Origin of the sequence: Prochlorococcus marinus str. GP2 (assembly GCF_000759885.1) — a bacterium.
GTDB classification, from domain to species: Bacteria; Cyanobacteriota; Cyanobacteriia; order PCC-6307; family Cyanobiaceae; genus Prochlorococcus_A; species Prochlorococcus_A marinus_J.
In genome coordinates this window covers 329908-342496 of sequence record NZ_JNAH01000008.1, presented here as the reverse complement: position 1 = coordinate 342496, position 12589 = coordinate 329908, and the positions used below count along the sequence as shown (strand labels likewise).

Annotated in this window: 13 protein-coding genes; 11 read left to right on the top strand and 2 right to left on the bottom strand. The window is 34.0% G+C overall.

The window, feature by feature from the left end:
* The first annotated feature begins 70 nt into the window (after nucleotides 1-70).
* The 6 genes from EU91_RS00600 to EU91_RS00625 all read left to right on the top strand — a co-directional run bounded on the left by EU91_RS00600 (nucleotide 71) and on the right by EU91_RS00625 (nucleotide 5186).
* Nucleotides 71-1123, top strand: coding sequence for a rod shape-determining protein (locus tag EU91_RS00600; protein ID WP_032525134.1), 1053 nt, complete (start codon nucleotides 71-73; stop codon nucleotides 1121-1123).
* Between the two features lie 4 nt (nucleotides 1124-1127).
* Complete coding sequence (gene mreC / locus EU91_RS00605) at nucleotides 1128-1877, top strand: rod shape-determining protein MreC (protein WP_032525133.1); 750 nt, start codon at nucleotides 1128-1130, stop codon at nucleotides 1875-1877.
* A complete protein-coding gene (locus EU91_RS00610) occupies nucleotides 1877-2395 on the top strand; it encodes a hypothetical protein (protein WP_032525132.1) in 519 nt (172 codons plus the stop codon). The genes mreC and EU91_RS00610 overlap by 1 nt, the downstream gene beginning before the upstream one ends.
* A 180-nt stretch (nucleotides 2396-2575) precedes the next feature.
* Complete coding sequence (gene rpaB / locus EU91_RS00615) at nucleotides 2576-3322, top strand: response regulator transcription factor RpaB (RefSeq protein ID WP_032525130.1); 747 nt, start codon at nucleotides 2576-2578, stop codon at nucleotides 3320-3322.
* A 50-nt stretch (nucleotides 3323-3372) separates the two neighbouring features.
* On the top strand, nucleotides 3373-4911 hold the full coding sequence (gene lysS, locus EU91_RS00620) for a lysine--tRNA ligase (RefSeq protein WP_032525129.1): 1539 nt from the start codon (nucleotides 3373-3375) through the stop codon (nucleotides 4909-4911).
* A 29-nt stretch (nucleotides 4912-4940) separates the two neighbouring features.
* Nucleotides 4941-5186, top strand: coding sequence for a hypothetical protein (locus tag EU91_RS00625; RefSeq protein ID WP_002805793.1), 246 nt, complete (start codon nucleotides 4941-4943; stop codon nucleotides 5184-5186).
* 26 nt (nucleotides 5187-5212) lie between these two features.
* Here EU91_RS00625 and smpB read toward each other — a convergent pair whose 3' ends face one another.
* A complete protein-coding gene (gene smpB, locus EU91_RS00630; protein WP_032525128.1) occupies nucleotides 5213-5707 on the bottom strand; it encodes an SsrA-binding protein SmpB in 495 nt (164 codons plus the stop codon).
* A gap of 52 nt (nucleotides 5708-5759) precedes the next feature.
* On the opposite strand from smpB, the gene ruvB reads away from it, so the two are divergent.
* From ruvB to thiC, 5 genes are all read left to right on the top strand, one after another.
* Nucleotides 5760-6818 carry a Holliday junction branch migration DNA helicase RuvB gene (gene ruvB / locus EU91_RS00635; RefSeq protein ID WP_032525127.1) on the top strand — a complete coding sequence of 353 codons (1059 nt, stop codon included), beginning with the start codon at nucleotides 5760-5762 and terminating at the stop codon, nucleotides 6816-6818.
* Complete coding sequence (locus tag EU91_RS00640; RefSeq protein ID WP_032525126.1) at nucleotides 6805-7593, top strand: tetratricopeptide repeat protein; 789 nt, start codon at nucleotides 6805-6807, stop codon at nucleotides 7591-7593. The genes ruvB and EU91_RS00640 overlap by 14 nt, the downstream gene beginning before the upstream one ends.
* A 3-nt stretch (nucleotides 7594-7596) precedes the next feature.
* A complete protein-coding gene (locus EU91_RS00645) occupies nucleotides 7597-8781 on the top strand; it encodes an amidohydrolase (RefSeq protein WP_032525125.1) in 1185 nt (394 codons plus the stop codon).
* Nucleotides 8778-8993, top strand: a complete 216-nt coding sequence (locus EU91_RS00650; protein ID WP_032525124.1) for a DUF3188 domain-containing protein — start codon at nucleotides 8778-8780, stop codon at nucleotides 8991-8993. Before EU91_RS00645 ends, EU91_RS00650 begins: the two co-directional genes overlap by 4 nt.
* 197 nt (nucleotides 8994-9190) lie before the next feature.
* Nucleotides 9191-10561 (top strand): phosphomethylpyrimidine synthase ThiC, encoded by a 1371-nt coding sequence (gene thiC / locus EU91_RS00655; RefSeq protein ID WP_032525122.1) that lies wholly within the window; start codon nucleotides 9191-9193, stop codon nucleotides 10559-10561.
* A 14-nt stretch (nucleotides 10562-10575) separates the two neighbouring features.
* Here thiC and tkt read toward each other — a convergent pair whose 3' ends face one another.
* Entirely contained in the window at nucleotides 10576-12582 is a 2007-nt protein-coding gene (gene tkt, locus EU91_RS00660) for a transketolase (protein ID WP_032525121.1), read from the bottom strand.
* Between the last annotated feature and the right edge of the window lie 7 nt (nucleotides 12583-12589).

Below are 12589 nucleotides of genomic sequence, written 5' to 3'. Positions count from 1 at the left end.
TAACCAAACGAAAGAATTGTGAGAGCTAAACAAAAAATAGATATATTATTTAAAAAAAGTATTCTTTATTGTGATTTTTAACAGATTTAAATTTTCTAGAGACATTGGCATAGATTTGGGGACGGCCAATACTCTCATACATGTATCCGGTAAAGGAGTAGTTTTACAAGAGCCTTCTGTAGTGGCTATGGATTTAGAAGAAGGGATTCCACTGGCTGTTGGTAAAGAAGCAAAGTTAATGCTTGGAAGAACACCTGGCAATATAAGAGCTGTAAGACCATTAAGAGATGGGGTCATCGCAGATTTTGATGCGGCAGAGCAAATGATAAAAACATTTATCCAGAAATGTAACGAAGGCAAGGGAATAGTAGCTCCAAGAATAGTAATTGGCATCCCAAGTGGAGTGACCAGTGTAGAGCGAAGAGCAGTAAGAGAAGCTGGGTTAGCAGGAGCAAGAGAAGTTCACTTAATTGATGAACCTGTCGCAGCAGCAATAGGAGCATCATTACCAGTAACTGAACCAATTGGAACTATGATTGTTGATATTGGTGGTGGCACTACTGAGGTTGCAGTATTAAGTTTGGGTGGAACAGTATTAAGTGAATCTGTTCGAATAGCTGGCGATGAAATAAATGAATCAATTGCCCTGTATCTTAAAAAAGTTCATAATTTAGTTGTTGGAGAAAGAACCGCAGAAGACATTAAGATTAAAATTGGATCTGCTTTTCCTGATGATGATTTTGATAAAACTACCTATGAAGTAAGAGGTTTACATCTTTTATCTGGACTGCCTAGATCAGTAACTTTGACATCAGGAGAAATAAGAGAAGCAATGGCTGAAACACTTGGCAAAATTGTTGAAGCTGTAAAAAGAACTTTAGAGAGAACTCCCCCCGAACTGGCTGCAGATATTGTAGATAGGGGTATTATGCTTGCAGGGGGAGGAGCTTTAGTAAGAGGTATTAATGATTTATTAAGCGATGAAACAGGAATTTTTACTCACATAGCCGAAAATCCACTGTTGTGTGTAGTAAATGGTTGTGGGGAGGTTTTGGATGATTTTAAAAAACTTAAAAGAGTTGTTGATACTCCAGATTTTATAAGGAATGCGATAAGAGATTAATGCTATGTTAGATATCCGAAGAATTTCTTCTAGTCGTTGGTGGCATAAGAAGAAAAATTGGATATTTTTTGGCATTTTTTTATTTTTAATTTTTGTAAGAATATCCAAAGGATCCATCTATAAAGATCTTTATTATTTTATTTCAAAGCCTTTTTGGCCTGGTCAATTTCAGCAAGAAATTATTCTTGACAGTATAAACCAAGAATCTTTAATAAAAATAAATCTTATAAAAAAAGATAATACAAGATTAAGGGAAATTTTATCTCTTCAGGATTCTTCTATTGATGATGCTATTTCAGCTGCAGTTATCTCAAGAAAAACTGGAAGTTGGTGGAGACAAATCATATTGAATAAGGGTTCAAGAGACGGAGTCGAAATTGGTAACACAGTTATCGGCCCGGGTGGATTATTAGGAAGAGTAAAAAATACTTCTTTATTTACATCTTCCGTGACATTATTAACCTCACCAGAAAGTAAGGTAGCCGTATGGATTGATAGAATTCAAATTAATGGATTACTTGTTGGGGTAGGAGATGATTATCCTAGCTTAATATTATATTCAAAAGATACTGATATAAAAGTTGGAGATTTCATATCATCATCCCCTGCTAGTACGCTACTACCTCCAAATATTCCTATCGGTATAGTTCAATCGATAGATGAGCAATTTAAAGCAAAAAAAAGAATAAAAATAGCACTTTTAGCAAAACCTAATGTTATTGATTGGGTGCAAATTCTTAAATTAAAAATTTAATGAATAAATTTTTCGAAAAGAAATTTCCTATAGTTCTGTTTATTTTTATTCCAATTATTTTTTTATGGCACCCTAATTGGCTTGGCTTTCAAGGTTTTCAGCCATACTGGCCTTTATTTTGGTTGTTGCCGTGGTCAATGATGAATGGATCAATTAATGGACTAATGTTTGGTTTGTTTCTAGGTTTAATTTTAGATTCTTTAACTCTAGAAAATAATTTTACTCAAATTCCAGGTTTAATTTTATGTGGGTTTTTGTTTGGAAGAATTAAATTGCATAGTGATATTTTGGTGGGACATTTCAGGTATGGTTTAATTTGCTCTTTTGGAAGCTTTTTATGCGGAACCCTATATTTTTTGCAGATTATGTTTAAAAATTTTTCAGGCAGTACTTTTTTACTCTATATCCCTAGTGTTCAAAATATTGTAGCTGAAGTTTTTCTCACAGGTTTTTTTGCTCCTTTTCTTTGCTCCCAATTTATGAGAATCATTAAATCTTCAAGGAGAAAAGTATCTTAATAAATTTCTTATAGAAGTAAAAACTATCCAAGAAATTAATATCCTTAAATTTATTTAAAATTTTTGTATATCTCATAGAATATCTCTTTGAGGGTTCGTAATGTTATATTTTTAATTGTTAGAATATATGTTCAATGCAATGATTCTTTGCTTTGAAATATCTGGAAATCTTTTTTAACTATGTCAAAAGCAAGAATTTTAGTTGTTGATGATGAACCAGCAGTTTTGAAGGTATTAGTCACAAGACTTCAACTGGCAGGATATCAAGTTTATTCAGCCACTAATGGAGAAGAGGCTCTCGAATCTTTTCACAGAGATTCCCCAGACTTGATAGTTCTTGATGTTATGCTTCCAAAAATGGACGGATTCGCAGTATGCCGAAGAATTAGAGCCGAATCAGTAGTCCCAATAATATTTTTGACTGCTCTTGAGGCGATTTCAGAGAGAGTGGCAGGTTTAGATTTAGGAGCTGATGATTACTTATCTAAACCATTCAGCCCAAAAGAGTTAGAAGCGAGAATAGCTACTATTTTGAGAAGAATGGGCCCTGCAGTGTCAGTTACTGAAACTAAGGAAGTTCCATCTGGTAAAGGAGTTATGAAATTTGGTAGTTTAGTTGTGGATACTAATCGCAGACAAGTTTCAAGAGCTGGGGAAAGAATTAGTTTAACTTATACTGAATTTAGTCTTCTAGAATTATTATTTGACGAGCCTGGTAAAGTTGTTCCACGAGCTGAAATTTTAGAACAACTTTGGGGTTATCCTCCTCGTAGGGCGGCAGATTTAAGAGTTGTAGATGTTTATGTCGCTAGATTAAGAGGAAAATTAGAACCAGACCCAAGAAATCCGGAACTAATATTAACTGTTCGGGGAATTGGTTATGCATCCCAGAGAGTTGGCGAAACAGCAACATCTTTGGCAAGTTAAGCCTTAGTCTGATACTTTAATGAAATAAAACAAATATATTCCAGTAAATTTTGTCTGAAATAAGAGAAGCTCGTTTACAGAAAGCTGATTCACTAGTTAGAAAAGGATTTTCTTCTTATGCAGAAAGTTTTAAAATTTCTCATACTACAAAATTTCTTTCTCAAAAATTTGATTATTTAGAAAATGGTCAAGAAGAAGATTACAGCATCTCTATTGCCGGTAGAGTAATGTCAAAAAGAGTGATGGGTAAAATTGCCTTTTTCACAATAAGTGATCAAGAAGGTCAGATTCAACTTTATTTAGATCAAAGGATTATTAACTTAGATTTAGAACACAAAAAATTACTTTCTTTTGAAGATCTTAAGGAAATAGTAGATATTGGTGATTGGATAGGCGTCTATGGAACTATTAAAAAAACTAATAAAGGTGAGCTTTCAATTAAAGTAGAAAAATGGGAAATGTTATCCAAATCATTACAACCTCTCCCAGATAAATGGCATGGATTGACTGATATTGAAAAAAGATATAGACAACGTTATTTAGATTTAATAGTAAATCCTCACTCTAAAAATGTATTTAAAACCAGAGCGAAATGTATAAGTTTTATAAGAAAATGGCTAGATAATAGAAATTTTTTAGAGATAGAGACTCCAATTCTGCAATCTGAAGCTGGTGGTGCTGATGCAAGACCATTTATAACTCATCACAATACATTAGATATTCCGTTGTATTTAAGAATAGCTACAGAATTACATTTAAAGAGAATGGTTGTTGGAGGTTTTGAGAAAGTATATGAATTGGGAAGAATCTTTCGTAATGAGGGGATAAGTACAAGACATAATCCAGAATTCACCTCAGTTGAAATTTATGAAGCTTATTCTGATTATATAGATATGATGAATTTAACTGAAGAATTGATTAAAGATATCTTAGCTGATGCATGTGGGTCTTTAATCATAAATTATCAAAATAAAGAAATTGATTTTTCTAAGCCTTGGACAAGAATTTCCATGAAAGCTATTGTCAAAAAGTATACAGGGATTGATTTTGATTCTTTCAGTGGAGACTTTCTAGCAGCAAAACAAGCCGTTAAAAATATCAATGTTGATTGTTCTAATAAAGTAAATACTATGGGAAGACTTTTAAATGAGGTCTTCGAACAAAAAGTAGAATCAAAACTTATAGAACCCACTTTTGTTATTGATTATCCTGTTGAAATTTCGCCTTTAGCTAGGCCTCATCATGATAATAAAGAAATAGTTCAGAGATTTGAATTATTCATTGTTGGTCGAGAACTGGCAAATGCGTTTAGTGAGTTGATAGATCCAGTAGATCAAAGAGAAAGAATGCAATTACAGCAATCCCTTAGAGATGAAGGAGATCTTGAGGCTCACTGCATAGATGAAGATTTTTTGAATGCTTTAGAGATTGGCATGCCTCCTACAGGAGGATTAGGTATAGGCATTGATAGGCTAATTATGTTAATTACTAATAGCGCATCGATTAGAGATGTAATCCCTTTCCCATTGTTAAAACCAGAAATAACTTCCAAAAAAAGTGAAAAATCACCCTCGAATGAAGTAAAATAATTAAATTAATCCAATACGAAATTTTTTAAATGAGTGGTGAACGTGTTGGTTTCCGTTTCAAACACGCGGATGCAGTAGTAAAAAGAAATCCTCAAGGCCGATCAAGAAGAGGATGGGTTATTGAACCAGTAGAGCAAACTACAAGTAGAGGTACAAAAATGCCTGCATATAAAATTCGCTGGAGAGATAGTGAGAGGCCAGAAACTGTGTTGCAGCATATGCTAATTGCAGATCCAGATCCTTCCCCTCCTCCAAGTTCAGTAAGTTTAGATTGATATTTTAAATAATTCCGCCTAATCTTTTATCTTTTTAGTGCAGAGTTGATTTCTTTTTTTATGCTTTTTTGTTTTTCATCTTGTCGTTTGTCATGTAATTTTTTCCCTTTACCAACTCCAATAGTTAGTTTTATCCATGAGCCTTTTAAATAAAGAGATAATGGAACAATAGTCATTCCTTTTTTTTCAGTATTAGATTTCATTTTTATTATTTCTTTTTTATGTAGTAGCAACTTTCTATTTCTTAGTGGATCATGATTAAAGAAAGACCCCACATTTTTATGTGGTGAAATGTGAACATTTAATAACAAGATCTCACCATCTCTGAATGAACAATATCCGTCTCTTAAATTTGCTTTTCCGTTTCTAATGGACTTTACTTCAGTCCCTAAAAGCTCAATTCCAGCTTCGATTGTTTCAGATATTGCATATTGAAATTTTGCATATCTATTATCAGCTAGAAGTTTAAAATTATTTGCTTTATTAGCATTTTTTTTAACTTTGTTTGAATTTTTTGCCATTTTAGTTGTAAAAAATCTTTCTACTCAGAACAATTGCAATTAACCTTTTATTATGGCAATAATTTCTTCCAATGTAGGTGATAATGACTTTTCTTTTCGTAAAAAAGAATTTAGGCTAGTTGATTCAAAAAACATTCCAGAAGAAAAGAGAAATAATAATTTGAACTTAGCCCGGCCTCTTAATTTAAAAGAATTTATTGGCCAAGAACAACTTAAATCTTCTTTAAGAATAGCTATAGATGCTTCAATTATTAGAAAAGAACCTTTGGAGCATACTCTTTTTTATGGACAGCCTGGTTTAGGGAAGACTACTCTTGCTTTTTTGATAGCCCACGAATTGAATACAAAATGTAAGATTGCGACTGCACCAGCCATTGAAAGACCAAGAGATATTGTAGGTTTACTTCTTGGATTAAAAGAAGGTGAAGTTTTATTTATCGATGAGATACATCGCTTAAATAGGTTAACTGAAGAGTTGTTATATTCTGCAATGGAGGATTTTAGAATTGACTTAACTGTAGGAGCTAACAGAGGAGCCCGTTGTAGAACAATTAATCTTCCTAGGTTTACCCTGATTGGCGCGACAACTAAATTAGCTTCAATAAGTGCACCTCTAAGAGATAGATTTGGGATATCTCAGAAAGTTGAATTTTATACATGTGATGAATTAAAACAAATTATTGTTAATTTCTCCCGATTAATAAACCTCAATTTAGAAGATGAAGCATCTTATGATTTAGCAAAGATATCTCGAGGGACTCCAAGAATTGCTTTAAGATTATTAAGAAGAGTTAGAGATTATGCTCAAGTTGTTATGAAAACTAATACTATCTCAGTGGATTTAATAAAAAAAGCTTTAAATTCTTACCAAATAGACGAAAAAGGATTGGATTCTTTAGATAGACACTATTTATCTTTTCTTAACCAAAACAATAATATTCCAATTGGCCTTGATTCAATTGCATCTGGGTTGGGCGATGATTCTTCAATGTTAGAATTTGTAGTTGAGCCATATCTCATTAAAATTGGTTTTCTGACGAGAACTCCTCGAGGAAGATTGCTTACTGCTTTAGGAAAAAAGTACATTGATTCAAAAGATGATAACTTTTAAAAAAGTTAAGGTTTGTTTTTTATTAATTTTTATTTTTTTCAATATTTTTTATATTGCACCATGCTATTCATTATCTTTGAGAGAGGATTTGTTTAAAAATGCGTTAGATCTTAGTTCAGGCGGAAAATTTAACCTCGCTTTACAAGAATGGAATCAATATCTCGATTCTTATCCTGATGATGCTGCAGGTTTTAGCAATAGAGGAAATGTAAGACTTGTTGTAGGAGATGTTAAGGGATCAATAGATGACCAAAATAAGGCAATAAGTTTGAATCCTAGTGAAATAGATCCTTACATTAACAGGGGGATAGCTGAGGAAGCATTGGGTTTATGGTCGCAAGCGAAAAAGGATTATATGTTCGTTATTTCCCTAGAAAGTAACAATTTCTCTGCATTATATAATTTAGCTAACGTCGAAGGATCTACGTCCCATTGGGATGAAGCAAGAGATTTATTCTCAAAAGCTGCTTTATATAATCCAGGATTTGCCATGGCTAGGTCAAGTTTGGCGTTAGCAGATTTCCAGTTGGGAAATATTGATGAAGCTGAAAAAGAATTAATAAAGTTAATTAGACGTTATCCAAATTTTGCAGATGCTAGGGCAGCTTTAACAGCTTTGAATTGGTCTAACGGTGAAGCTGGTAAAGCAGAGAGTAATTGGATAGCTGTAACTGAATTAGATCCTAGATATAGTGATGAAGAATGGTTAGAAAAAATAAGAAGATGGCCTCCACAACCAATTAAAGATTTAATGAATTTTATTGATTTAAAATAAGTAATGAATAGAGATCAGTTACATAAAAAAATTGATTCGTTTAATGATGAACTAATTAACTTAAGAAGACATATCCATGAACATCCGGAATTAAGTGGACTTGAAAATCAAACAGCGATCTTGATCAGTGGTTTTTTAAAAGATATTGGTTGGAACGTTAGAGAATCTATAGGTAGGACTGGAGTTATAGCTGATTTTGGCCCCCAATATAAAGGTATTATAGGTTTAAGAGTGGATATGGATGCTTTGCCAATATTTGAGGAAACTAAATTAAGTTTTTCTTCAAAAGTAGATGGTGTTATGCATGCCTGTGGTCACGATTTGCATATCTCGATTGGATTGGGTGTGGCAAAAATTATTAAGGATTTAAAACTAAATTTTGGGACTCGGATAATTTTTCAGCCTGCTGAAGAAATTGCGAGTGGAGCTAGATGGATGATTAAGGATGGTGCAACTAATGGTTTAACCCACATTTTTGGAGTTCATGTCTACCCCGATTTATCTGTAGGGACTATTGGCATTAAAGAGGGAAGTTTAACTGCAGCTGCTGGAGAACTTAATGTTGAGATTAAAGGAAAATCAGGCCATGGTGCTCGACCTCATGAAGGAGTTGATGCTATTTGGGCGGCTTCAAAAGTTATCTCGGGAATTCAAGAATCAATAACACGGAAGTTAGACCCTCTAGATCCAGTAGTAATAACTTTTGGGAAAATAAATGGTGGCAATGCATTCAATGTTCTCGCAGAAAAGGTTAATTTAATTGGTACTGTTAGATGCACTAATCGTAAAGTATTTACGAATATTGGTAATTGGCTCAATGAAAATATCACTTCTATAGCTAATAGTTGTGGAGCTGACGCAAAAGTAATATTTAGAGAAATTACCCCTTCAGTTAATAATAGTTCTGAAATTAATAGAGTCCTCAGAGAATCGGGAATTAAGGTTTTGGGTCAAGAAAATGTTATCGAATTACAAAAACCATCATTGGGAGCTGAGGATTTCGCTGAATTCTTAAATGAAATTCCTGGAGCTATGTTTAGGCTTGGGGTTTCTAATTCCAATGGATGTGCTCCTCTTCATAGTTCTAAATTTGATCCGGATGAAAGAGCTATTGCTGTTGGAATTAAAGTGATAACAGAATCCATAGTAAAGTTAAATAGTGAAATAACTAATAAAATTGATGGATGAAAATTAATAAAAGATTTGTTTTGTCTTTTGTGGCTCCTTTAATGATCCTTATATCTATTAATGGATTGATATTTAGGGATAGTCCAAGAAAGATTTTTTATTTACCTATTGGCTTAATGGGGATTCTAATTATTTTGGAAAGGGATATAAAAAGACAATTAGATAGAAAAAATATTCTAAAAAAGATAAAATCTTATAAAAAAATTAAATAAAATCATTTTATTGATTTTCACGTAATATGAGATGACTTATTTTTAGAAAAGAGCTATTAATAAGATACATACTAGGGGTGCTAAGAAATTTAACTTAGCTGAGATCATACCCTTTGAACCTGAATCATTAATTTCGATGCAGGGAAGTGGAGATTTGATCAAACTTTAGTAATAACACTTTTAAAAATTAAGAAATTATGAGAAGTTCTTGGATTAAGCCTCGCCTTGGCAAAGACAATGTAACTCAGATGAACTTTGCGAGAAATGGATATATCACTGAAGAAATGGATTTTGTTGCTAAAAAAGAGAATTTACCTTCTTCTTTAATAATGGAGGAAGTGGCAAGGGGAAGATTAATTATTCCAGCTAATATTAATCATTTGAATCTTGAGCCAATGTCTATAGGTATTGCTTCTAGATGCAAAGTTAATGCCAATATTGGTGCTTCCCCTAATGCAAGTGATATCAATGAAGAAGTAGAAAAGCTGAAACTTGCTGTTAAATATGGTGCTGATACGGTTATGGATCTATCTACGGGAGGAGTAAATTTAGATGAAGTCCGACAAGCAATTATTCAAGAATCTCCTATTCCAATAGGAACTGTTCCTGTTTATCAAGCTTTAGAAAGTGTTCATGGTTCAATAGATAGACTAACAGAAGACGATTTTCTCCATATTATTGAAAAACATTGTCAGCAGGGTGTAGATTATCAAACTATTCATGCTGGTCTATTAATAGAGCATTTGCCAAAAGTTAAAGGAAGAATTACAGGAATTGTAAGTAGAGGGGGAGGTATTTTAGCCCAATGGATGTTACATCATTTTAAACAAAATCCTCTCTATACGCGGTTTGATGATATCTGTGAGATTTTCAAGAAATATGATTGTACTTTTTCTCTAGGAGATTCACTGAGACCTGGATGTTTGCATGATGCTTCTGATGATGCTCAGCTAGCTGAATTGAAGACCTTAGGCGAGCTTACTAGAAGAGCATGGGAACATAATGTTCAAGTAATGGTTGAAGGTCCTGGTCATGTACCTATGGATCAAATTGAGTTTAATGTAAGAAAGCAAATGGAAGAATGTTCAGAAGCCCCTTTCTATGTACTTGGTCCATTAGTAACAGATATTTCTCCTGGTTATGACCATATATCAAGTGCCATTGGGGCCGCGATGGCAGGGTGGTATGGAACTTCTATGCTATGTTATGTAACCCCAAAAGAACATCTAGGACTTCCAAATGCAGAAGATGTACGAGAAGGATTAATTGCTTATAAAATAGCTGCTCACGCTGCTGATATAGCAAGACATAGAGCTGGCGCTAGGGATCGAGATGATGAACTTAGTCATGCAAGGTATAACTTCGATTGGAATAAACAATTCGAACTTTCATTAGATCCAGAAAGGGCAAAGCAGTATCATGATGAGACACTCCCTGAAGAGATCTTTAAAAAGGCTGAGTTTTGTTCAATGTGTGGCCCAAAACATTGTCCAATGAACTCAAAGATTTCAGATGAATCTCTTGATCAGCTAAAAGATAAACTTGAAGAATGTAATACTTCAGTCTAATTATCAATTACAAGTTATAGAATTTCCTTCGTTTTATTAACTACGTTTTCGACTGTAAATCCAAAATTTTTCATACATTCTCCACCTGGCGCTGATGCACCAAACCTATCCATAGTGATACAAATACCATCAAAACCTGTATATTTATGCCAACCAAATGAATGGGCAGCTTCTACTACAACTCTCTTTTTCACACTACTAGGTAAAACACTTTCTTTGTAAGATTCTTCTTGCTCTTCGAAAAGTTCTAAACAAGGCATAGAAACAACTCTAATTTTTTTACCTAAGCTGGAAATTTCCTTACTCGCTTCAATACAAAGATTTAGTTCGCTTCCAGTACCAATAAATATTAGATCTGGCGTACCTTCACAATCCGAAACTATATATCCTCCTAGGGAAACTTTTTCGATCGAGGTATTTTCTTGATTTGGCATACCTTGTCTACTTAAACAAAGGGCAGAAGGTCTTTTTCTATTTTGAATAGCGAGTTTATAAGCTCCACTTGTTTCATTTCCATCTCCTGGTCTGAAAACTAGCATGTTAGGCATGGCACGAAGTGAAGGGATAGTCTCAATAGGTTGATGTGTTGGGCCGTCTTCTCCTACACCAATTGAATCATGTGTTAATACATAGATAACTCCTAGTTCGCTGAGTGCTGAAAGCCTCATTGAACCTCTCATATAATCGGCGAAAACAAGGAAGGTTCCACCATAAGGAATAAGACCACTATTGTGATAGGCAATTCCATTAAGTACAGCTGCCATTGCATGCTCTCTTACACCAAAGTGTAAATATCTTTTTTCAGGACTATGAGGCTGAAATGACCCGGTTTCTCCTTTGATGTCTGTGTAGTTAGAGTGAGTTAAATCTGCGGATCCACCAATTAGTTCAGGAAGGTTAGGACCCAATGCACCTAAACATATTTGTGAATGCTTTCTAGTGGCTAATCCTTTATCATCAGGCGTATAAGAAGGGAGATCTGAGTCCCAATTTTCAGGTAATTGGCCTTTTAACATTCTGTGTAACTCAGCTCCTTCAGAAGGATATTTTTTTTGATATTCTTCAAATTTAGAATCCCATTCTTTCTCTAAGTTTTCGCCTTTGTTTATTGATTTTCTAAAATGCGCATATACTTCATCTGGTATTTCAAATGGAGGATATTCCCAATTAAGAAACTCTCTAGTTAATGCAGCTTCTTCTTCTCCAACAGCTGCTCCATGAATTCCAGCAGTATCTGATTTATTAGGAGAACCATAACCTATGGTTGTAGAAATTTTAATAATTGAAGGTTTGTCTGTAATTAATTTTGCTTTTTCGATAGCTTCAGTTATTCCTTTAACATCATGATTCCCATCTTCAACATGTTGTACATGCCATCCATAAGCTTCGTATCTTTTTAGAACATCTTCGGTGAAAGAAACGTCGGTTCGCCCATCAATTGTAATTTGATTATCGTCATAGAGTGCAATTAATTTCCCAAGCTTAAGGTGACCAGCTAATGAGCAGGCCTCTGATGCAATACCTTCTTGATTACAGCCGTCACCCATTATTACGTATGTATAGTGATCAACGATATTGCAATCAGGCTTATTAAATTTAGCTGCTAAGTGAGTTTCAGCTATTGCTAAACCAACTGCATTTGAAATTCCAGCTCCAAGAGGACCAGCTGTAACCTCAACACCTTCAGTTTCGAATGTTTCTGGATGTCCAGGAGTTTTTGAACCCCATTGTCTAAATTCTTTAATGTCATCTATTGAAACAGATTTATATCCTGTTAAATGCAGCAAAGAATATAAAAGCATACAGCCATGACCAGCTGATAATACAAAACGGTCTCTATTGAACCATTTTGGGTTATTTGGGTTGTGATTAAGAATGTTTTGCCATAATGCATAACCCATTGGAGCACACCCCATTGGCAACCCAGGATGTCCACTATTAGATTTATTTACTGCATCTACAGCAAGCATTCTTATACTATTTACACAAAGTGATTCTAATGAAACAGATGCAGCGACCATTGTTTTA